Genomic DNA, 22,478 nt, shown 5'->3' on the forward strand with positions numbered 1-22,478 from the left:
AATAGGCGTCCACGACATAAAAGCGCGTTTCGAGCAGTCTTCGCAGGAGGCGAAGCGGTCTTGAAAGGCATACCGAACCAAACCCGCGCAAGGAGGCGAGGGATGAAAACCAAATGGAGTTGGGAAGCGATTGTCGTCAGCATGTTGATCGCCGTTTGCGGTTATATGCTCGGCTGCGAACCGAACGAGATCGCGCAGGTTGTCAACGAAGCGATTCCCACTGGTAATCAAGGCTTCCCGGCATCACCTTACCCGGGCACCGGAGCCCCACCCCAGGGCTATCCTGGACAAGGCGTTGCACCGCCATCGGCTGGGCAAATGGGAGGGCAGACGGTGCCATTGCCCGGTCAATCACCCGGTCAATTCGTGTCGAATCGCCCACCTGAGTTCGCCGGCGCGGGGCTTCCTCCGCGCAACGGGCAAACCATTCTCATCGCCAGCTTCAATATTCAGACTCTTGGGAAGTCCAAGATCTCCAAACCGGGCATGGCGGAGAAGCTTGCAGAGATCATCCGACAGTTCGATATCGTGGCCATTCAAGAGATTCGGGATCGCGACCAAGAAACGCTCCCAATCCTGCAGCGGTTTGTGAACGCGACCGGCGTTCGCTATGACTACCTCATCAGCCAGCCTTTGGGGCGAACGGTTTCGAAGGAGCAGTATGCCTACCTGTATAACACTGCGACCATCGTGGGCTCCCCCGATGCGACCTACATCGTCGACGATGCGGAGAAGGATTACTTGCACCGAGAACCGTATGTCGCTCGTTTCTTGACGCGGGTTCCGCCTAACTATCGGCCTTTTTCCTTCACGCTGGTCAACATTCATACCGATCCGGATGAAGTCGCCCAAGAGATTCCGGTGATGCACACGGTCCTCAAATCGATACGGGAATTTGAGTATCGATCTGCGGGCGAGGACGATGTCTTGCTCCTCGGGGATCTCAATGCCGAACCGCGTCAATTCGGAGAGTTGGGAAGAGTTCCCGATATCTATTGGGTCATTGATCGGGAACCGACGAACACGCGTCGTACCAAGATTTACGACAACATCTTGTTCGATCGAATGACTTCGAGCGAGTTCACCGGAAGAGCGGGCGTCCTCGATCTCAATCAAATGTTTGGATTGCGAACGGAGCAAGCTCTAGAAATCTCCGATCACTTGCCCGTTTGGGCTGAATTCTATGTCACCGAGCAGCCCTATGGGTCTAGTGGGCGCGTCGCCGCCGGGGACGGCGGACTCGGCATGCGATAGCCGGTTCCATCATCCCATCGTTCGTCCACACCGCCTTTCGATCCCCCTGCCGTTAGATCACACCGCCATGAACGCGGTAGGGAGTCATGTGGTCAGGCTGGTCCAAGAACCAGAAGCGTTCCCATTCTTGCAAGATCGCTCGGAAGTTATCCGAGGTGTAGATCAATTGCTGGGCACGTCGAGAAGGCTTGGCTGAATAGATGGGGATCGCGCAACCAACCAAAGGCATCGCTGTGCAAGCTACCAAAAGCAACCATCCCAATTGCCGTCTCATTTCCATTCCTCCGTGAATATAAGCATTCGCACCGCAATGCTTTTGTGAACAAGTCTACAAAAGCGTGGAATCCGAGTCGTTGTCGGAATCGAGTTCCTCGTCGCTGACGTCGATCCGCCCCGACGCAATGTCGTCTCGAATCCGCTGTGCGAGTGGAGTGCCCTCTATCGCGTTAACTCGCTCCTCCATGATCTTCCCCGGCTTGAAAGTCACCACAAACTTCTCGGGGACCTCCACCTGGCGGCCTGTCCGAGGGTTGCGAGCCTTTCGCGCTGCTCGAGTTCGAACTTGGAATACGCCGAAATTTCGGAGTTCAATCCGACCTTCCTCTTCCAGCGTCTTCACGATCGCATCGAACGTTCTCTGAACGATCGCCTTGATCTTTTGCTGGTTGATACCGGTCTCATCGGAAATCGTTTTCACGATCTCTTTCTTTGTCACGGCTGACCTCCTAGGGCTCGAAAAGAATACCTAAGTCCTTTATAGACCTAGGTTTACTTCTGAGTCTAGGTTTGCTGACTCCATTCGTCAAGGTCGAGGCAACGCATCCAAAGGGATTGGCTCCGCACATTCCGTAAAACAGGTATCGGCGTTACGGCCCGCAAACTTAACCCCAGTCGAATCGATTTGGCAAAGTTTACCGTTCCAGGTATTTGCGCAGCGTCTCCAGAGTTCCCTGCAGTCGCTCGAAAGCGGTCTGCAGGGTGGATTCGGACAAATCGTCCAACTGCCGCAGGGATGTCGATGCCTCCTGCAGGAACTGGTTCCACTGCATGGCTAGCGATGGCAACGATCGGACTCTCTGCTCGCAAAGCTGTCGACGTTCGGTGGCTTTCGCTAGCATTTTTCGCTGGACGGAGCAGGACCGCTCGTCATCGGCCCGAGTCTTGGATTCGCACCGCAGCAATTCTTCGCGAGCTTCGATCCATCGCTTCTCCGCCTTGCGATGTTCGTTCTTCCAATAATCGGGAAGTTCCTTATCGAGCCAAGAGGAGATGCGTTGGAACTGTTCGCGGATCTCGTCGGCTTGTTTCCGCGTCGTGTTGCGAAGGGATACGATCGATTCGGCGAAGAGCTCGATGGCTTCGATGTTTTTGACGTTTGCCTCAGCCATGGCCTCGCTGGTACTCGTCGATCAGTTCGGCTTTGCGAAGCAGGTAAGGGACATGCCTTTCGCTGCTTTCGATCAGCCGGTGCAGTTGCTTGAGCTCCTGCTCAAACTCCATCGCGAACTTTTGATGCTCTTGATCGCGCCATGAAACTGCGAGGTGTTGCATTTGCTGCGATAGTTTGGTGGATGCATCGGAAAGCATCCCCGAGAATCGCTTGAGCTGCATGGCGAAATTGCGAAGCTGCTCGGGGTCGACGATCGCTTGGGTCATGGTGGATTGAGTCCTTCAATGGGAGTGGATCAGCCCGATTGGTAGCGTAGGACCTATAGGTCGTATAGGTCCTATATTAGAAGGAGCGCGTGACCGTTCAGCTAGCGGATGATTCCGAATTGGTACGTGGTCGTCTCGTCCAGCTTTTGTCCCGGTTGAAGCAACGTGGTTGGGAACGCGGGTTGGTTCGGCGCGTCGGGGTAGTGTTGCGTTTCCAAACAGTAGGCTTCGTGCTGCTTCAAGTTCGCGTTGGAGGCGTCCCCACCGAGGAAGTTGCCCGTGTAGAGCTGGATCCCCGGTTGGGTCGTCGCGACAGTCATGGTGCGACCCGATTTGGGATCGGCGACGAAGGCTGCGGGGCGAAGCGAGCCGGGCTTGCCATCGACGACGAAGCAATGGTCGTAGCCACGGGTGGCTTCCAAGGTTTGGATCCGGTCACCGATCTTGGTGGATTGGGTGAAGTCCAATGCCGTCCCCTTGACCGGAGCGGTTTTTCCGATCGGAATCATGTCATCATTAACGGGGAGGTACTCCGCAGCATTCAGTTGGAGCTCATGACCATACACATTGCCGCTACCGATGCCTCCGAGGTTGTAGTAGGCGTGGTTGGTGAGGTTGACATGGGTCGCTCTGTCAGTGGTGGCTTGGAAGCGAATCGTCAGTTTATTGTCGTTATCCCAAACGTAATCGGCAGTGACGTTGAGGGTGCCTGGGTAGCCTTCTTGTCCGTCGGGGCTGACCAACGAGAAACGGAGTCCGACGCTGGTATTGGTTTGTAGTTTCTCAGCCTTCCACATCAACTGATCGAATCCCACTTTTCCGCCGTGTAGGTGATTGGGGCCGTTGTTGACGAAGAGACTGTATTCCTTGCCATCGAGGCTGAACTTGCCTTTGGCGATGCGATTGCAGAACCGACCGACCGTGGCGCCAAAGTAAGGGTGGCGTTGGATATACCCGTCGATGGAATCAAACCCAGCGTTGACATTTACTTTCTTTCCAGAGCGATCCGGTACATCAATCGAGACGATGATCGCGCCGTAGTCGATCATTTTGACCGTGTTCCCTGCGGCGTTGGTCAAGGTGTAGAGCGTGACGGCATCGCCCGCGGGGGTTTTGCCAAAGGGACGGGACTCGATGCTCATTGCGTTCTTCGGTTCGTTTGCGAAAGCGGAGAAAGGGAGGATGGCCAATGCGATGGATGCGAATTGGCTAAGAAGAAAGTGTCGACGAAGCTTGATCATAGAAGTTTTCATCCGGATGGAGAGGGGGCTCATGCGATGTTTCCCAGTTTAGCATCTCCCGCGACGGGAATCACGCTCCGGCGGCGTCGACCTTTCGATTGTGTGGCGGCGTCGAACTTGCGACCGTGTGAAAGTGTGTCGGAGTATTGAAAAGTGCGGATTCGAAAGATTCAGGCAGGGATGACGGACAAGGTAGGTGACAAAGAGGAAAACGGATGTTCGTGACGGGGGGCAGCGAATGGATTAGAATGACAATCCCGCTAGCCTGCCTGAATGACCCACCTCCTTTACCTTCCTTTCCCCCCCTTCGACGGATGGACTATCTCATGTCAGCTCTCCATCGCTTTGCTTTTGGGTTGGCGATCTTGCTGGGATGTTTTCATTTCCCGGGGGGCTCGTGCACCGATCTCTGTGTGCACGCGGAGGAAACGGAGGCAGCTCCTGCGGCCGGTACCGTACAAGTCGGGGAGAGGGTTGAGTTTGCAGAAGAAGTCTCAGCGATTTTGACGCGAGCGGGATGCAATTCGGGAACATGCCATGGGAGTTTGTTTGGCAAGGGCGGGTTTCGCCTGAGCTTGAAGGGGCAGGACCCAGATCTGGATTACCGATCGATTGTGGAGGACCTATCGGGCCGCCGCATCGACCTCTCCGATCCCTCGGCAAGCTTGTTGCTCGCCAAGCCAGCCGGCTCGGTGGCGCACCAAGGGGGCATGCGGATTCGCCCCGATTCGATCGAATGGGAGAACCTGCATCGATGGATTGCGGAAGGGGCGGCGCGCGAGGATGTCTCACGCAAGGATACGGCGCCCAAAAATCACCGGTTGGTTCGCATCGATCTCGATGTGAAGAACAGCGATGAAACGGTTGCGTCGGATGACCCATTGGTGTCGGCTAGCAGTGCGGTGCATGAGCGTTGGATTCCCAATCCCGATGCAATCGTTTCGATTCGATGCTTGGCCCACTGGGAGGACGGTTCCACCTCCGATGTGACGAACTGGACCAAGCTCGAGGTCACATCCCTTTCCGGTGCTCATCTATCCGACGAGGCAACGGTACGGGTCGATCATCCCATGGACACCACGATTACTGCATTCTTTCTGGGAAAGCATGCAGCCCTCCGATTGAACTTCGTTGACCCCCGCCAATCCAAAGTTGCTTCTGAGTCATCATCCGATCCTGCGCCGTCCCTTCATTGGGTTGATCAAGCGATCGAAAGACGTGTCGCGAAGCTCGGTCTCCGGCTAGAACCAGAGGCTGCATCGGAGCTCTGGGTTCGGCGACTGTATTTGACCGTTTTGGGAAGGCTGCCAACTCTTTCGGAACAATCGGGGTATCTCGACGATAATTCGGACGATCGAGACATCCGCGCGATTGATCGCGTGCTGGCTGATCCGCAATATGCTTCGCTCTTAGCTCTCAAATGGAGCGATGTGTTACGGAACGAACCGAAGGCGATGAGTGAAAAGGGAGTTGCCCTGTGGTTCGACTGGCTGAGAACTCATTTCCAGGAAGATACTCCGCTCCCCGAGATGATGAAGCAAATGCTAACTGGGATGGGAAGCACCTTTGAATCACCAGCCGCTTCGTTCCACCGAACGCACCGAGATCCAAACGCGTCGGCGGAGGCGGTCGGGCAAGTCTTCTTGGGGATTCGGATGCAATGCGCCAAGTGCCATAACCATCCGTTCGATGTCTGGACACAAGACGATTATTACGGTCTTTCTGCTTACTTTGTGCCGATCGACCGCAAGCAGATCGATAACAACCCTCGCGATGCGCTCGACACTCACGTTATCACGGGGGATGAAGTGATTTCGTGGTCTGACAAGAAGCCGGAAATCTATCACCCTGGGTTGGCGCGGATGGTCAGTGCTCGACCGCTGACGAGCAGTTCAGATGACGCGTCGTCGACGTCGGCGGATGCAGCGCCTGATCGGCATCCTTTGGAATCTCTGGCAGAATCCTTGGTCCGTGAAAATGAGCAATTCGAACGGAACATGGTGAACCGTCTCTGGGCGCACGTATTTGGACGGGGGATCGTCGACCCCATCGATGATTTTCGCAGCACCAATCCGGCGTCCAACCCCGAGCTTTTGGAGGCATTGCGGCAGCGTTACCGAGAGAATGGATACTCCACTCGCTGGCTGATGCGCGAAATGCTCAGCAGTCAGGCATTTCGTCGAGGTCCGTTGGCATTGGATGGTTCGATGGTGGAAGAAGCCAGAGCAGCTCAGTTTGCCGGCTTTGCACCACGTCGATTGATGGCCGAAGTCTTACAAGACGCATTGGCGGATGCGACGCTGACGATCAATCGATTCGATAACCAAACCGAAGCCAAGGGGGCGAAGGCGGAGGGGCAATTTGTGGCGAGGGCGGTTTCCTACCCATCGGTACCCAAGAAGCACGATATTCTCCGCGCATTCGGCAAACCGGAACGATTGACCGACTGCGATTGCGAACGATCGACCGACAGCTCGCTGCGTCAATCATTGCTTTTGCTCAACGACGCTCAGATTCGAAATCGGTTGCTCGATTCGCAAGGCCTCGTGCAGCGCATTGCGTCCGATGTCAGCAATCCGGCAGCGTTGGAAAACGCGGTGACGACACTCTATCGTTCGGTGCTCTGCCGACTTCCGAGTCGGGAGGAAACAGAATTCTTCGTTGGAGTGTACGCACGTCAATCGGATGCGAAGCTTCTCTTGGAGGATCTCGCCTGGGCTCTCATCAACAGCAAGGAATTCCTATTCCTGAGATGACATCCTGGATCTTCCTTTGCGTTTCCGCCTTGTTGGGCGGTATGGTCAACTCGATAGCTGGCGGTGGAACTCTATTGACTTTCCCTGCTCTTTTGTGGGCACTCACGGGTGTTCCGCAAGGGAGTGTGATTGCGAACGCGACCAGCACGGTGGCCCTTTTTCCTGGGTCGGTTGCATCGGCTTGGGGGTATCGTCAGGAGCTAGCCCGCGTAAAGGGCTGGCTCCTCCTCTTGCTCGCCCCGTCCTTTGCCGGATCGGTGCTTGGGACGATTTTGGTCGCGAAGCGAGATCCTGACGAATTCAAAGCTCTTGTGCCCTGGCTGATCTTGGGTGCAACGGTTTTGTTTATTTTGCAGCCAGTCTTTGGCAAACTCGTGAGCAGGAAAAAGGATTCGGTTCAATCGCTTACGATTCGAGGCAAGATCCTCGTCGTATTGTTTCAATTTACGATTGCCGTTTATGGTGGATACTTCGGTGCAGGGATTGGCATTCTGATGCTCTCCGCGCTGTCGGTATTGGGTATTCAAGATATACACGATCTCAATGCACTTAAGGCGAGCTTGGCATCTGCAATTAACTTCATTTCGGTCACGATGTTCATCGGGTTCGAATTGGTGAATTGGAGATTAGCTTTGCCGATGATTTTCTCCGCGATTGTTGGAGGTTACGCGGGGGCTCGCATCGCGAGGAAGCTCAATCGCAATTGGGTTCGGTTCATCGTAATTGGGATTGGATTGACGGTGAGCGCGTATTATCTGTGGCGTAGCGCAATGTGATGAGGCGTGGGGCTGGCATCCCGTCGGGATGCATGGACCTTGGGAAACCCACCGGGGGTGTCGCTTACGCTCAACCCCCGGCTAATGGCTCAAGTCCTTTCAGGACAAAAGAGAGGAGCGGTCGACATGTCGATCTGTTGTCCTCAACAGATCAGCATCGCCTAACGCGCCGCGCCAGTTAAAAATCTTTCCCCCCCCGGACGATTGGCCCGAGAGCTTGGGGGTAGAGGTGGTTTGGTCGATAGAGTGGTGGTCTATAGCGCTGAAACGTTCGAGGACGACCGTTCGACATGTCGATCTGTTGTCCTCAACAGATCTGGATCGCCTAACGCTCCGCGCCAGTTAAGAGTCTTTCCCCCCGGACGATTGACCAGAGAGCTTGGGGGGAGAGGTGGTTTGGTCGATAGAGTGGTGGACTATAGCGCTGGAACGTTCGAGGACGACCGTTCGACATGTCGATCTGTTGTCCTCAACAGATCAGCATCGCCTGACGCGCCGCGCAAACTAAGAAACCTTCCCCCCGGACGATTGACCCGAGAGCTTGGGGGTAGAGGTGGTTTGGTCGATAGAGTGGTGGTCTATAGCGCTGAAACGTTCGAGGACGACCGTTCGACATGTCGATCTGTTGTCCTCAACAGATCAGCATCGCCTAACGCGCCGCGCAAACTAAGAAACCTTTCTCACGGTCTTGTCCAGCCGAGTGTGCCTTCAGACGGCGTTTTGGAGAAACGATACTGGCGAGAGCGTTGCGAATCGAGCGGTCGTTCTTTGCGTCAAGGATCCTGAAAGGATCCAAGCTTGTAGCCGGGGGTTGAGCGCAGCGACACCCCCGGTTGCGTCCCATACTCTCCCGTATCCCGAAGGGATTAAAGATCCGTCTTGCATCCCATCGGGATGTGTTGACCTTGTTAAATCGACCGGTGATGTCGCTTACACTCACCTCCCGACTAATGGCTCAAGTCCTAGGACCAAGGAGCGGATAGGTCGACACGTTGATCACTCGGTGCTCGGCAGAGATAGCTATCCCATTCGAACTTGCAGCATTCGTCAGGAAATCCTTAGCTTTCCCCAATCTTCTCCCCTCGCCCCGCTTCGGGGAGAGGGGTTGGGGGTGAGGGGAGGGGTACTGGCGGAGCGAGGTTCGTGCAAGTCAAAAAAACCCCTTACAGCACTTCAAAAACCCCTCACCATCCGCTAAACTCCCTGGAAGTGGGGGCGATAATCTGCCCCGCAGACGCACCCGTGGCGCAACTGGATAGCGCATCGGTCTTCGGAACCGAGGGTTATAGGTTCGAATCCTATCGGGTGTACTCCTTTTCTTTCGCGAACTTCAGGCTACCCGCCAGTTCGCAGGTGGAGAGGTACTCTATAGCGGCGACTCTGTCGCTCAAATCCCCAATGTTTTGGGCGTTTTTGATTTTCCGGCCTGTGCTTGGTGTGCTCTCGCTTTTCTTACTGCGAGCGGATTTTCCGAATGTTGCTTCCGGCTGAACGGTATTTTCTACCGCGAACTATCGCTCTCTCTTGTTGATAAGCGGCTGCTTGTTGCAACGCCGTTTGCTACCGCCCCACCGAACCGGACCCCAAGCTACCAGACCGCAGGGTTAACAGCGGGGCAGATACCGGAGATTGCGGCCAAATGAAACGGGCTGGAAACTCTCCGTTCGGGTGAGCTCGATTCATGTGGCCAGGACCGGTATAACAGAATGTTGTGATATCAACTCTGAAGGCGGATCCGGAAAGTAGCGAACCGAGTTGGCTGCTACCCCTCACCCGAAAGGGCGTCCGAAGACTCTCAAAGCCAGGTCCAGCGTGTCGACAAGGGAAGCCGCTTCGAAAGTCTTTGAAGAGATCGCTCATCTGTTTGGTTCCGGCCCAACCGATGAACAGATTTTGAACTTTCGGCCGTCTGCCGACGTCGCCCAGCGAGCCTCGCAGCTTCTCTCGCTGAACCGCACTGGCCAACTGGATGACGATCTGAAGCACGAACTGGATCAATTCGAGCAAGCCGAGCTTTTGATGCGTATGGTGAAGGTACGGATACTCGCGCGGCAAGGAAGCTAGGGCCGGATAGCGTCTGCCACAGATCATCGAAGCTAGCCAGGACGTTTGTGATTTGCTGGTCATCGATCTTTTGGGCTTCGAGCACTGCAAGCTCCGATGTAATCTGTTGAGAGCGACGGTCAGCGGTTTCGAGCCGCGACTGGATTTCGCTGAGCCCGGACAAGTTGCTGGCGATGTTCGGATTGGAAGCAATCGCTTGGAGCTTGGCATGATCGTCTCGCATCTGGCGTGCTAGCGACCTCTGTTCGTCTTTTAGCCGTTTACACTCGGCATGATTCCGTTGCTGAACATCAATGGTGTCTGGCTTAGCACCTCAACCAATTGCGGTCGATTCATTCGCAACAGGTTGACCGTAGCGATACCTATCTCAGTCAACCAACCCAATGACACGATTGGCTTTGTGGCGATTGCAGGTTGGACATGCACAGCGAAAAGGCGTAAGGTGAGCAAGTTCTCAGGCTTGAGGCCAAGGGGTTTCGTCAGCAAGGTGAAAACAAAGCATTCAGTCGAAACTGCGATTCGCGATATTCTCGGCGATCGACTTTTCTTTAGCGAGGAAAGGTCACAGGTGTTGGTATACGAGCACACGAATCTCCCAGAGCATCCGCTTCCTCCTGATCGTGCGTCACATGTAGTACCGTCACGCCGGTTTTCTGATTAATTTCCTTCAGCATGCTCTGGGCTTTCAAGCGAGTTTCCGCATCCAAGGAACTCAAAGGCTCATCGAGCAACAGAATACTAGGCCCGAACGATAGCGCCCGACCAAGTGCTACACGCTGTGCTTCCCCACCGCTAAGGCCCGAAACGTTTCGATTCAATAACCCCTCCAGCTCCAGCATGTCGACGAGATATGTCAGGCGTTCGGTACGTTTCGCCATCGGCACACGACGCAACTTCAAGGCGAACTCGAGGTGCTGTCTGACATTCATTGTCGGGAAAAGAGCTAGATCCTGCGGCATGTAACCGATATCGCGATCCGACGGCGACCATCTCGTGACATCCACGCCACCGATCATAATTCTTCCGCTGGTAATTCTTCGGAGTCCGCAAATGGCCTCCATGATCGTGGTCTTTCCAGAGCCCGTCTTTCCCATCAACACAGCGTACCTCCCATTTTCCACATGCAGGGAAAACGCAGGAAGAGTAAACGCACCTTGGCGTACGACGAGGTTTAAGATCTCAATCATGAGCTTAACCTCGCTCCCAGCATGCGGAGTGACAAGAGAACAAGCACGGCCATCGCAACCATCAAGAGCGATACGGCGACAGCAGCATCCAGTTGACCAACGCTCAATTCCAAGAAAACGGTCGTCGATAACACCTCCGTTCGAAAGCGTGTTGCACCGGCAAAAACCAGAATGGGTCCAAATTCCCCGAGCGCTCTTGCCCACGCTATGGTGCCGGCGGCAAGCATTCCTCGGCTAGCTTGCGGTAGTGCAACACACAGGAACGCGTGCGCTCGAGAACTTCCCAGCGTGCGGGCCACTTCCTCCGGTCGCGAACTAACCTGATCAAACGTCACTCGCATAGTTCGCACCGCAAATGCGCAAGACACTGTAAATTGAGCAAGAATGACCGCGGGCCAACGGTATGAGATCGGAAACTTTATGCTTCGAAAGTAGTCGTCTAAGATCCAGCCCTTTCCAAGCCAGTGAGTCATTGGAAAGGGTTGATGAAAAAGAATGAGCAAACTCAACCCAAGCACCAAGGGTGGAAGGACGATGGGAATGTCAACGATCGTGTCAATTAGCCGCCGACCAAAAAAACGATAGCGAGATAGGATGTAGCCTAAAGGTGTACCGACCCAAACGGAGAGGAGAGCAGCAACCGTACAACTGGCGATCGTAAGCTTAAATGCCTCTTGAATCTCTGGTTTACCTAATGCAGCTTGGAAATCTTGCAGAGAGGTAAACGCGATATCAGCGAGCAACAGTAGCACAATCAGTAGAACAAAGGTCGAAGAAATACCTCCCATCACTAACAAAAAAATGACGTCGCTCAGCTTTCGGTAGTTATTGGGACGGTGCGCTAACACTAATAAATTCCATTCGGTATTTGCAGAAAATTCAGAGGAAAACCAAATCGATGCGATGTATGAAGAGCACTCTTCAAAATTAGCGTTTCCGGTCTGAAGAGTGCACTAGATGGGATCCAAGGGAATCTAGGGCTGGTCTGTTGGGATAGCCGCAGCCGGAGAGACAAACTTCGGCTGATTTGATACCTTCTCTCCACGATTCCAGCGGAAGCCTTCCGCAATGAAAATCTCTTGACTCTCTTCGGAGCAGATTCTCTTAAACAGTCGATCGGCAAGAAGCGGAAATTTTGAAGTCTTAGCAACACCCCAGGGCTGTTCGGCCGTGGAACACGATATTCCCTTGATCTGAATCGCATCCAAGTACTGCGCGGCCCCCGCGGCATTGCTCAGGTAAGCCACCGCGGCGTCGAGTGATCCTGTTCTCAATTGGTTTACCAACATGTCGCCTGTCGGAGTTTGCACCGTGACATTGGCCATCAATTCATTCTGAATCCCTGATTCACGCAGTGTGTTCTGAGTAATCCAGCCCATTGCACATTGTTTTTCGTGCCCAATCCCCACTCGCAACCCGGGCATCGTTAAGTCTCGCAATGAAGTAATCTTGTTTGGATTCCCTTTTGGGACGAGGATTACCAATTCGTTCTGCGATACCGTTGTAGCTTCTGGAAAAACGTCGGTCACTTGCGACATGAACTCCTTGTCGCATGCGAAGTAAGCATCAGGTATCTGCCCTGCTTTCATCTGGGCTACCAAGATGCCGCATCCATTGTACGAACGCGATACTTTGACACCTTCTCGCTTTTCAAACTCAATGATCGAATCCTCGATGGCAGGCCTCAACATAGAACCCGCATAGATGGTCAAATCAGGGACATCTTCCCAGACATCGCCCTGTCCTACGCTGAAGCCTTGTTCGCGATAGACCTGCAGGCCTCGATCCATGGCCGTCACGTATCGGGCGAAATGCAAGGCCGCGGGTGAATTCTCGGCTCCTCGCGAAACCCCGATGGATACCTGAGAAACAGCTTTCGAGAATTCTTCGACCTGGACAAACTCCAGTTCAGGAAATGGATAAAGCACAGCGTCGTAGACAATTCCAACGTCCGCAGCGCCTAGTATCACGTCCGTTGCGACTTCAGAAACGGTCGATCTGAAGGCCTCGGTTGCGTGCTTCAACCCCTCCCATTTGCCGAGTTTTTCCAAGTGAATTTTCGTTATCCTACCCACCGCAGCCGCTTCCGGTGCCGCTTGCACCAATCGCACATCTTCGCGTGTAAGATCGGATAATGCTTTGATCTGTTTAGGATTTCCTTTAGCCACTGCCAATCCAACTTGCATCGATGCGACCGGGAGCCTTTCCGCGATTAAACCCTTTTCCTGTGCGAATTCCATAAAACTGTCGTCTGCTGGCAAAAAGAGATCTCCTCGCTTCGAGACCTCGAGTTGGGAAAGCAGGGACTGCGAGTTACCATATTGGACAGATACCCTGCGACCACATTCAGCCTCGTACTGCTTGCGGATGGCCTCAATCGCTGCTTGATTGCTGGCTGCGCACAGCAAGATGACTTCCGTAGTCGAGTTTTCGTTCTCGGTCGGCTGGGCATCGGTTCGTGAAGGCAGAGCAAGGCGAGATCGGCTTACAGACCGTTCATTGATCGCCATCCAGTAAATCATCAAGCCGACAATCAACAGAGAACCAGTGAGAATGGCGATAGGCTTGTTCATTCCAATACTCTTCGAAGGTGGATGGTGGGATTGGGGGCAGGTGTTAGCGTTTTTCAGGGTTTCTCCAGTGACAAGCAAGGTTCTGACCTCGCGAGAAACCGCGGAATGTCTGTTATCGTAGAGGATTGCGCTCTTGTGGGAAACGCAGCAGATTGAGGTATCGATGAAGTCGCTTGATTGTGCGATGAGTTGCCGCAGGAGATGCTACAATCCACATGCGTTACCTTTCCCGGAAGCGGTATTGCCCTATTCGGTGACAAGCTCGACGGAATCGGTAAGCACTGCGTCAACCGATGACTCGTAGATTCGTTCCGTTTCGGAGACTCGGAAAATGAAGGACAATTCGATCCCCGCCCGATACAAGCGGTCGATAATCATTGCGACGATATTGTTCTGCATGAGCGCGTCGATTCTATGTGCATGCCAAGTTCCTGTGTTCAGATACGCGTTGGAACGCTGGGTTCCGGAGAAGTACCCAGTAGTCGTCATCACGAAGGCACCTTGCAGCTCCCGAGAGAAACAGAATTGGTTGGGGGATCGCTCCCTTCGACTGGACGATCAGCTGCAGATCCAATGGAAATGCGAGAGCGATCTTCGCAGACCGGAAGAACTCGAAAGCTGGGAACGAACCTCTCCGAAAGGCGCAGGAACGGTTCTGACATACTACCCAGAAAAATCAGAATTGCGAGGGAAGATTGCGAGCGCGCTGCCATTGAAAGAGGATACGTTTGAACGGGTATTGAAGTCGAAGGCACGCCGGGAAATCGCATCGCGTTTAGCCTCCGGAGAATCAGCTGTTTGGGTGGTGGTAACATCCGGAATACCTGAGAAAGACACGGCAGCCGTCAAAGCGATCGAGACGCAACTGAAACTGGACGAGAAGTGGCTTAAACTACCAACTCCAGAAGAGATGGAGATCAAGTCTGAGACTCTGAATAGCGTTAAGATCAAGCTGAAGGTTGCATTTTCTGTCTTGAGTATCAGTCGCGATGACCCGCAGGAAAGGTTCTTAGTCGATTGCCTACTCAACAGCGAAGAGGATCTTCGCGACTTTGCCGAGCCGATCGCCTTTCCGGTCTTCGGTCGTGGGCTCGTGCTCTATGCGTTAGTTGGCAAAGGGATTAACAGCGAAACGATCCGAGCAGCATCTTCGTTCATCTGCGGCCCTTGTTCTTGCCAAGTGAAAGAACAGAATCCTGGCTTTGATCTGTTGCTCGAAGGCAGCTGGGATGACGCGTTGGGAGATGTCCTTATTAGCCAAGCGATCTCGGCTGAAGAAACGCAACCCACGCTCTTGCAAATTCCGCCTGGACGAAGGAAGTAGAATGACCCCAAAATCCCTTATGCGAGAGAAGGCAATGATCATGCCTATGCACGTTGCTATCCGGTGCGTTTTGATCGTCGCGGCCTGCATAAACCAACTTTCTGCTGCGGAGAATTGGCCACAGTGGCGCTTTGATTCCAAGCGTACTGCGGCATCGGCAAACTCCCTTCCCGAGGCGTTCTCGATTCTTTGGGAAAGGCGACACGCGCCGCGAGTGCAAGTCTGGGATGATCCATTGAACCTGGATTTGATGAGCTACGACAAGCAGTTTGAACCCATCGTGCTCAACGGCACGCTCTTCTTGGCTTTTAACGATGACAGCAAGCTGGTTGCCTACGATATCCAAACAGGCCGAGAATTATGGACTTTCTACGCGGAAGGTCCGATTCGATTCGCCCCGGTCGGATGGAATGATCGCCTTTTCGTGGTTAGCGATGATGGCTTTCTGTACGCGATCTCTGCCGATAGCGGAAAAGTTTTGTGGAAATTCAGTCCAGCGCCGAGCACCCAAAAGGTTCTTGGAAATCAACGGGTTATCTCTGCATGGCCAGCCCGCGGAGGCCCAACGGTACATGGCAATACCGTTTATTTTGCAAGCAGTATTTGGCCGTTCATGGGTACCTTTATTTGTGCCCTGGATGCGGAGTCGGGCAAAACCGAATGGATCAACGATAGCACCGGTTCGCAGTACATCAAACAACCTCACAGTGCACCCGCATTTGCAGGGGTGGCCCCGCAAGGCTTTTTGGTGGCGACAAGTCAGTATCTCGTCGTTCCCGGAGGTCGTAGCGTCCCTGCTGTTTTCGACCGTTCTACCGGGCAGCAGAAATATTTTGAATTCAATGCCGGAGGGAAAGGAACCGGTGGGGCATTCGTCGCTGCCGACGACGTGCACTTCTTTGTTCATACACGTCGGAAAGGAACAAGGGCCTTCGATCTCGAAGCGGGTTTGAAGACAGCCTTTACGCCTAACGAACCTGTGATCACGGATATGCTCATCTATTCTGCGGAGAGTGATGCTGATCGTGCACTCATTCGAGTTTACGCATCCAATCAACCGACCAATTTGGCCCGGGACATCCTCGGAGAGATTGTGGCGGACGGTACACACGATTTGATTCTCGTCAAAGACCACTTGGTCGCGGCAGGGCAGAATACGGTAAGCATTGTGAAGCTGGACCGCGATGAATCCGGTTTAGCGACCAAAGGACAGGTAACGAGAACGATCTCCATTCGATATCCCATTTCGAGGATCCTTGTTGCGGAAAGGACGCTTATTGTTGTCGACGAACTCGGCGGCGTAACGGCCATCGGTTCATCGGATAGCCCGAGCAGCGACGCATCTCTCACCGATGCAGCCATAGTCGACGATAACGCTGAACCAAGTGATTCTTCCTCTCTAGCGTTGGGACGAGACATCGAGCGAGTAAGCCCTGCGTCCGTTCCGGAGAAACATCGGATCTACCAATTGCTTGGTCATTGCGATCCTCAGGGATATGCCTACTGGTTTGGCCAATGCAGCACAGAACAGGCAGCAGCGATCAGCGAGGTTTCGCCATTTGAGCAATGGTCCATCGTCTTGCCCCCAACGGCGAATGCGAATGAGTTGCGTTCTGAAATCGACAAACGGATGCAACTCAAACGAGTCCCCGTTTTCTCCAGTAGCCCTCTCGATTTCCGAGCTCCTCAGTTCACAGGCAACTTGGTTGTCGTATCCGAGGAAATTTCGACCAAAGCCCCTGCCGATTCACTGCGAGGCATCTACCAAACCGTACGTCCGTACGGTGGAGTCATGGTGTTGCTAGCGAAGGGGGATCCCACTGCTTTGGCGGCAACTGTCAGCGATCTTCAGCTAGAGCAGGCGGAGGTAAAAACGGCGGCGTTTGGTGTCGTCGTTTGCCGAAAAGGAGCCTTGCCGGGTTCGGCCGATTGGACACACCAAAATGGTGATATCGCAAACAGCATCAAATCCAATGATAGCCGAGTAAAGCTACCACTTGGTGTTTTGTGGTTTGGCGCTAGCAGCAATATGGATGTCCTACCTCGCCATGGTCACGGACCCCCTGAACAAGTTGTAGGTGGACGTCTATTCATCGAAGGAATCAATAGCCTCAGCGCGCGTGATGTCTACACGGGTCGGATCCTTTGGAAACGCAGCTTCCAAGACCTGGGGACCTACGATGTCTACTTTGACGAAACGTACGAAAACACTCCGCTCGACCCAAAATACAACCAAGTTCATATACCGGGTGCCAATGGTCGTGGGACAAATTATGTGGTCACTGAGGAGCGTATCTATTTGGTAATTGGCGACACGTGCAAAATGCTGAATCCCGAAACGGGAGAAGATATGGGCGAAATCCGTCTACCTCCCAACGCCAACGGCGAGACATCAGAATGGGGATTCATCGGCGTCTATAAAGACTTATTAATCGGTGGAGTAGGTTTCGCCAAATACCGCGATCGCCATGGCTTGGAGTTTGAGTCTGAAAAGGAACTCAAACCATCCAAGTTAGGTTTTGGTTCAAAGAGCTTGGATCGCGCGGCCAGTCTGGGACTTGTCGGCTTTAATCGGTTCACCGGTGAAGTGCTTTGGCGTTTCGACTCGAAACATAGCTTTTGGCATAATGGAATCGTGGCCGGTGGGGACAAGATTTATTGTCTGGACAAGAACCCGAAGCGGGTTGAAGACGCTATGAAACGCCGTGGTTTGGAGGCACCCGATACTTATCGGATCGTAGCCTTGGACTATCGATCCGGCTCGCCGATCTGGGAGTCTAAGAACAATGTCTTCGGCACATGGCTTGGCTATTCTTCGAAGCACAACATGCTGCTGCAGGCGGGGGCCGCCGCAAGCGATCGACTCGCAGATGAGGTAGGACAGGGAATGGCTGTGTACGATGCCGATACGGGCAAAGTCGTATGGGAAAAGCAATCGCTGAAATACTCAGGGCCGTGCATACTGCATAATGATCTCATTATCACGAACACCAATTCTTATAGCGACTCCGCCGGTGCATTCAACATACGGAACGGGCAACAAAAGATGACAAAGAACCCGATTACGGGACGGCCAGAGCCCTGGAGGATGACACGCGCTTACGGCTGCAACAGTATCATTGCCAGTGAAAATCTGCTTACCTTCCGATCTGGAGCGGCTGGTTATTACGATCTCGCAAGCGAATCGGGCACAGGAAATTTTGGTGGCTTCCGTTCGGGCTGTACCTCGAATCTCGTTGCGGCCAACGGTGTCCTCAATGCGCCTGATTACACACGAACTTGCAGCTGTTCCTACCAAAATCAAACCTCGCTCGCCTTGGTTCATATCCCTGATGTTGAACTCTGGAGTGTGGATCCAATTGTGAACGCCAAAACGGATCTTCGGCAACTCGATTCTTTAGGCATCAACTTCGGTGCACCAGGAGATCGTCGCGACCCTGACGGTACTCTTTGGATCGAGTATCCAAATGAATCAGGCGAGCCTCTCCCATTAAGTGTTGACTTTAACGACTCAGCGAATACCTATCGCCATCATTCGTCGCGATACGAGGATTCCCCCGTCTCTTGGATTCTTTCCTCCGGAATCTCAGGCGTTACCGAGATGACCCTGAAGTTTCAGTTGCCGCAATCAAAAGAGAATAAAGCTTCGACGGACTCGTCCGCAAAATCCGAGGAAGGAATAAAAACCCAAAGCAGCGATTTGACCATCGACGGATTATACGATGTCGAACTTGTTTTTTTGGCCCCAAAGCCAGCGAAAGCTGACGCTGAGTATTCCATCGAGGTGAGCATTGACGGGCACGAGCCAACGCAAAAAATCTTGATGCCTACCCACCTCGAAAACAAAACAATATATGGTCGTGCTTTCTTTGAGGGGGTTAGTTTTGGAGATGCACTGAAGGTGCGAGTCAAAGCATCGGAGGGGACTCCAACACTCTGCGGCATGCGCTTAAAGCGGTCTCGCATCAAAAACTAACGAATGCCAAATCAACCATCTAAAAACGATAGGCTCATCTCGCCTACCCCCCCGCCAATGCTGGGACCATTAACAGTTCATCGCCATTTCTTAGAACAACTGCCATTGAAGAAAAATCCGTGATTTGTTCATGGTTAAGAAAAATTGGCATATTGGCACGCGGAGCATTTCCGTTGAGATCAAAGTGCTCCGCAAGCTCGGGGAACCGCTCTAAAAGCCTTTGCACCGCATTTTTGAAGTCAGGCTCTTGGAGCTCTACGCGAAGAGACGATTCTCCAGCGGTGTGACGTCGGAGCATTGCCGGGATGCTCCAGGTGATTGCTATTTTCGATTCCATGTTTACGAGATTTATCGCTCATTGTTTGATTTCAAGTGACCGCAGCAAGCACAGGCTGAGCGGCGTTTTATCTGTAGCGTGCGAAATTCCATCGACCGCAGGTCGCACCGTAGCATTCTACCGACCAGTGGATCGCCAATTCCTGCAACTATTTTGATTGCCTCGACTGCGGCTAGACAAGCGATGGATCCAGCTACCGCCCCGAATACAGGAAACTGTCGAGTCCAGTTTGCCGGTGGATCTGGGTATAGGCACCTTAAACAGGGAGACTCTCCCGGAATGATTGTGGTCAGTTGTGCTTCTAATTCATACATCGCGCACTCGACGAGTGGCTTCTTTTGCGCGACACATTGTTCATTCATGGCGAATCGCTCAGGGAATAGCGGAGCGCAATCTACAACCAAGTCAACTTGTGCAATCAGTTCCTCGACGTTGTCGGGACCGATATTGGCGTTAACGGCCACCAAATCCATTCGTGGATTCAACGCACGCAATGTCCTTTGAATCGACTCAATTCTAGGTTTGCCAACGGCGTCATCGGTCATTAGCAGTTGTCGATTCAAGTCGCTATGTCGAACATTTCCAGCATGCGCGATCACGAGCCTACCAAATCCCGCCGCGGCGAGCTGAAACGCAACCAATCCCCCAACACCACCGGCTCTCGAGATCAACACGGAAGCATTTTTAAGCTTGCGCTGTCCATGTTCACCGAAATCGGCGATCCACATTTGCCATTCATAGATGGATCTTTCCAGCTCAGTCAACTCAGGGAGGGGGGCTGGGGATCGATTCACAGCGACGGAACTCTTAGGTAGAGAGCTAAACTGACGTTAGTAACTTGGTTGCACCTCCATTCTACACGACTGGGAGTACAACTGGAACGCGTGTAGAGTGCTTTGGTGGCTGCTCGACCTAGTCGATCTAGAATCGTTTGGCACCTAACGAGGACGATCGCACATGAACTCAAATTTACCGGGGCGAACAAGCGACGCAGCGTTTATCTTCACGCGTTTTGCTTGGGAAAGAGGGAGAGCAATATTCCTCCCAACCCTGAACACTCGTTGGAAGCTCGACCCTGGGATCATCAGCGGTTTGGTAGGAGTCGATCGGGGATCTCAGTAATGCTACGACTTTCAATTTGGGAAAAATCAATTTGAGAAGTTTCGCGTCGAATACCAAGTTCGGTTCGCAAGCTTGTTGCTTTCTGCTTTTCAAGGGCAAGCACCCGGTGAGATGGTCTTTCGAGCGGGGGCGAATGTTCCGGCCGAACTCAACGAAAAGCGATGCTCGATTGAGTCGGCGAAGGCCATTCGGACAGACGTAACTCCAAAAATGATACGGCCATAGTATACTGGAATCCCCACGCAAAAGCCTCCTTCTTCGACTCGGTTGGTGAGACTCACTCATGCACAATCGCTCATTGGCCAAACTAGTATCTCTGGCAACGCTCTTCCTTTCCTATTCCGTCTCTCTATCGCAGCCGCCAAGCGACAAGCCGAGCGCACAAACAATTCCCGCACCGTTGTCGCCCACTCCGGAGTCGATAGCAGAACCCCCTTCAGAATCCACCACGGCTGATTCTACTTCCCCTAACTCCTTGTCCTACGATCCCAAACCAGGGCAAATATACTCCTACGAATTTGAGATTGCCATTCACGGTGCCGATGAAACGACATTTTACAAAGGAACGACGCAGTACACGGTCGTTGAAGTCAATGATCAGTACATCCGCTTGACCTACCATGGTGGATTGACTGAGTCGATTAAGGTTCATGAATCAAGAAAAAGTGGAGCCATTCCGTTTGGGCCCCGCGATCTGTCCCGTGCACACCCGACGTCGGTTTTTGAACGTATGGATATGCTGGGTAAAACGCAAACCACGAACCAAATCACCTTGAATCGTAAAGGATATGTCCTGGTACTGGATGGAAGTTCACGTCTCCCTTTCCTACTTGGTAACGTCTCGTTGATTCCATTCGAAACGCTACCGGCTGATGATGCTAACGATTGGTCATCGAATTCAGGAGTTTCCATTGCGAAAAGCGGTGAACCATCACGCTTGCCCTTTTTTCCTTCGTGGCCCTTGGGGACATCCAATCACGAGAGTGTACAAGCGGCCTCTGAGGTAACTCGCTATCAACGTGAAAAATCGAATGACTCGCTAACTGTTATCCGCAAAACCTATGAAATGACGATGCCCGATACGGGCGACCGAGAATCGTTCCACATGACTGGCCAAGGGACTTGGAACTTCAGCAATCCGCAACGCTTCCCACATTCAAGCGAGATGAAATACACTCTGGTTATCAAGGATCGTAATACGACGACGACCTATCCTATTGAACTCAAATTCAGCTTGCTTACACCCGAGCGGATTGCACAATTGGAAGTGGAGCGCAAGAATGCCGCAGAAAGGTCGGCGAAGATGGCCGCGGAGCATAAAGCCCAAGTCGAGAAGCGAAAGGCAGAAGCGGAGAAACCGCTGACCGAACAGGAAAAGAAAGATACTCTCACAGCCTTGGCATCGGACGATCATTTCAAGGTGCATTCGACACTTATACTGCTCATGCAACGCCAACCCAAGGAACCTGACCCCGACATTGCCCTAGCGGCTCGTAAACTCCTGAATCGTGATCGAGGCATCGGCATGTTGGCGGAGCGGCTGCTGCTGCAACATGACCCGAAGTTCCGAGTCAACCATGAGTACTCGCGATCCACGCCCGTACCGTCGACGGGCTTGAAGGTGGATTCGTCTACGAAACTTTATATTGGCCAGATTATCCAAGTCCGTGAGCACGGTCGCTGGGTTGCCGCAGAAATTGCAGAGCTCATGGACAGTGGGGATGTGGCTATTATCTATCGCGGTTGGGGAAGCAATCGTCGCGGAACCTTTAGACGTGCTGATATTCAGCTAGCGCCGCCGGAGGTCGATCAGCGGCTCCCAGCTGCTAGGGATACACTCGCTGTAGCACCTGATGCCACGGCCCCGGAACAGGCTCCACAGGTCTCGAGTGTCACCATTGTAACAACCATCAAGAGCCGCAGTTGGTCCGATGTTTCGGGTACGTTTCGTGTGGAAGCTCTGTACCTTGGTATACAGGGTGATCAAGTGTTGCTTCGACGTAAAGATGGCAAGGAGGTTTCCGTCCCGTTGGCTCGACTGAGCGCCGACGATCAACATTATGTCGCCACGCTGATAGAGGAAGCTCAACGTCTAGGCAATCCGTTTGAGCCAACTTCGAAACCCTAACACACTTTTCGAAAACCATCGGAAACCGCAGCCAGCGTCAAAGCGGCCGATAGTTCTCGGATAGGCTCGTATCGCCATTGCGAG

The 22,478-nt window shown here is 53.1% G+C and carries 19 protein-coding genes and 1 tRNA gene; 8 read left to right on the forward strand and 12 right to left on the reverse strand.

Annotation, left to right across the window (positions count from 1 at the left end):
* Positions 1-102: 102 nt before the first annotated feature.
* The gene (locus tag VN12_RS13915) at positions 103-1,254 is read left to right on the forward strand and encodes an endonuclease/exonuclease/phosphatase family protein (protein ID WP_146677399.1); all 1,152 of its coding nucleotides are present in this window, start codon (positions 103-105) and stop codon (positions 1,252-1,254) included.
* Positions 1,255-1,306: 52 nt separating this feature from the next.
* On the opposite strand, the gene VN12_RS13920 is transcribed toward VN12_RS13915, so the two are convergent.
* The 5 genes from VN12_RS13920 to VN12_RS13940 form a co-directional block, all read right to left on the reverse strand.
* Positions 1,307-1,528: a hypothetical protein gene (locus tag VN12_RS13920; protein WP_146677400.1), complete on the reverse strand. Its 222-nt coding sequence runs from the start codon at positions 1,526-1,528 to the stop codon at positions 1,307-1,309.
* Positions 1,529-1,582: 54 nt separating this feature from the next.
* Positions 1,583-1,969, reverse strand: a complete 387-nt coding sequence (locus tag VN12_RS13925; RefSeq protein ID WP_146677401.1) for an HU family DNA-binding protein — start codon at positions 1,967-1,969, stop codon at positions 1,583-1,585.
* A 196-nt stretch (positions 1,970-2,165) separates the two neighbouring features.
* Positions 2,166-2,642 carry a hypothetical protein gene (locus tag VN12_RS13930; protein WP_146677402.1) on the reverse strand — a complete coding sequence of 159 codons (477 nt, stop codon included), beginning with the start codon at positions 2,640-2,642 and terminating at the stop codon, positions 2,166-2,168.
* Complete coding sequence (locus tag VN12_RS13935) at positions 2,635-2,910, reverse strand: WXG100 family type VII secretion target (RefSeq protein WP_146677403.1); 276 nt, start codon at positions 2,908-2,910, stop codon at positions 2,635-2,637. Before VN12_RS13935 ends, VN12_RS13930 begins: the two co-directional genes overlap by 8 nt.
* Positions 2,911-3,011: 101 nt before the next feature.
* Positions 3,012-4,151, reverse strand: coding sequence for an aldose epimerase family protein (locus VN12_RS13940; protein WP_315850169.1), 1,140 nt, complete (start codon positions 4,149-4,151; stop codon positions 3,012-3,014).
* Positions 4,152-4,399: 248 nt separating this feature from the next.
* On the opposite strand from VN12_RS13940, the gene VN12_RS13945 reads away from it, so the two are divergent.
* The 4 genes from VN12_RS13945 to VN12_RS13960 all read left to right on the forward strand — a co-directional run bounded on the left by VN12_RS13945 (position 4,400) and on the right by VN12_RS13960 (position 9,747).
* Positions 4,400-6,907 (forward strand): DUF1549 domain-containing protein, encoded by a 2,508-nt coding sequence (locus VN12_RS13945; protein ID WP_168164398.1) that lies wholly within the window; start codon positions 4,400-4,402, stop codon positions 6,905-6,907.
* Complete coding sequence (locus tag VN12_RS13950) at positions 6,904-7,683, forward strand: sulfite exporter TauE/SafE family protein (RefSeq protein WP_146677405.1); 780 nt, start codon at positions 6,904-6,906, stop codon at positions 7,681-7,683. Before VN12_RS13945 ends, VN12_RS13950 begins: the two co-directional genes overlap by 4 nt.
* 1,236 nt (positions 7,684-8,919) lie before the next feature.
* Positions 8,920-8,993 (forward strand) — tRNA-Arg (locus VN12_RS13955).
* Between the two features lie 502 nt (positions 8,994-9,495).
* Positions 9,496-9,747, forward strand: coding sequence for a hypothetical protein (locus VN12_RS13960; protein ID WP_146677406.1), 252 nt, complete (start codon positions 9,496-9,498; stop codon positions 9,745-9,747).
* A gap of 252 nt (positions 9,748-9,999) precedes the next feature.
* Here the strand turns inward: VN12_RS13960 and VN12_RS26210 are convergent, their stop codons facing one another.
* From VN12_RS26210 to VN12_RS25830, 5 genes are all read right to left on the reverse strand, one after another.
* Complete coding sequence (locus tag VN12_RS26210; RefSeq protein WP_146677407.1) at positions 10,000-10,233, reverse strand: hypothetical protein; 234 nt, start codon at positions 10,231-10,233, stop codon at positions 10,000-10,002.
* A 62-nt stretch (positions 10,234-10,295) separates the two neighbouring features.
* Positions 10,296-10,934: an ABC transporter ATP-binding protein gene (locus VN12_RS13970; protein ID WP_146677408.1), complete on the reverse strand. Its 639-nt coding sequence runs from the start codon at positions 10,932-10,934 to the stop codon at positions 10,296-10,298.
* Entirely contained in the window at positions 10,931-11,782 is an 852-nt protein-coding gene (locus VN12_RS13975; protein ID WP_240491148.1) for an ABC transporter permease, read from the reverse strand. Before VN12_RS13975 ends, VN12_RS13970 begins: the two co-directional genes overlap by 4 nt.
* Before the next feature lie 126 nt (positions 11,783-11,908).
* Positions 11,909-13,507 carry a molybdate ABC transporter substrate-binding protein gene (gene modA / locus VN12_RS13980; RefSeq protein ID WP_146677409.1) on the reverse strand — a complete coding sequence of 533 codons (1,599 nt, stop codon included), beginning with the start codon at positions 13,505-13,507 and terminating at the stop codon, positions 11,909-11,911.
* A 246-nt stretch (positions 13,508-13,753) separates the two neighbouring features.
* The gene (locus VN12_RS25830; protein WP_168164399.1) at positions 13,754-13,906 is read right to left on the reverse strand and encodes a hypothetical protein; all 153 of its coding nucleotides are present in this window, start codon (positions 13,904-13,906) and stop codon (positions 13,754-13,756) included.
* Here VN12_RS25830 and VN12_RS13985 point away from each other — a divergent pair.
* Both VN12_RS13985 and VN12_RS13990 read left to right on the forward strand, forming a co-directional pair.
* Complete coding sequence (locus VN12_RS13985) at positions 13,905-14,831, forward strand: hypothetical protein (protein WP_146677410.1); 927 nt, start codon at positions 13,905-13,907, stop codon at positions 14,829-14,831. The genes VN12_RS25830 and VN12_RS13985 overlap by 2 nt on opposite strands.
* 1 nt (position 14,832) lies before the next feature.
* A complete protein-coding gene (locus VN12_RS13990) occupies positions 14,833-18,807 on the forward strand; it encodes a PQQ-binding-like beta-propeller repeat protein (RefSeq protein ID WP_168164400.1) in 3,975 nt (1,324 codons plus the stop codon).
* A 43-nt stretch (positions 18,808-18,850) separates the two neighbouring features.
* Here the strand turns inward: VN12_RS13990 and VN12_RS13995 are convergent, their stop codons facing one another.
* Together VN12_RS13995 and VN12_RS14000 are read right to left on the reverse strand one after the other, a co-directional pair.
* Entirely contained in the window at positions 18,851-19,144 is a 294-nt protein-coding gene (locus tag VN12_RS13995) for a MoaD/ThiS family protein (RefSeq protein ID WP_146677412.1), read from the reverse strand.
* Between the two features lie 11 nt (positions 19,145-19,155).
* Positions 19,156-19,938, reverse strand: a complete 783-nt coding sequence (locus VN12_RS14000; RefSeq protein WP_205855044.1) for a HesA/MoeB/ThiF family protein — start codon at positions 19,936-19,938, stop codon at positions 19,156-19,158.
* A gap of 611 nt (positions 19,939-20,549) precedes the next feature.
* Between VN12_RS14000 and VN12_RS14005 the strand changes: the two genes are divergently transcribed.
* Entirely contained in the window at positions 20,550-22,394 is a 1,845-nt protein-coding gene (locus VN12_RS14005; protein ID WP_146677413.1) for an SHD1 domain-containing protein, read from the forward strand.
* Positions 22,395-22,478: the final 84 nt, after the last annotated feature.

The sequence above is a fragment of the Pirellula sp. SH-Sr6A genome, assembly GCF_001610875.1.
Classification (GTDB): Bacteria; Planctomycetota; Planctomycetia; order Pirellulales; family Pirellulaceae; genus JBKCUI01.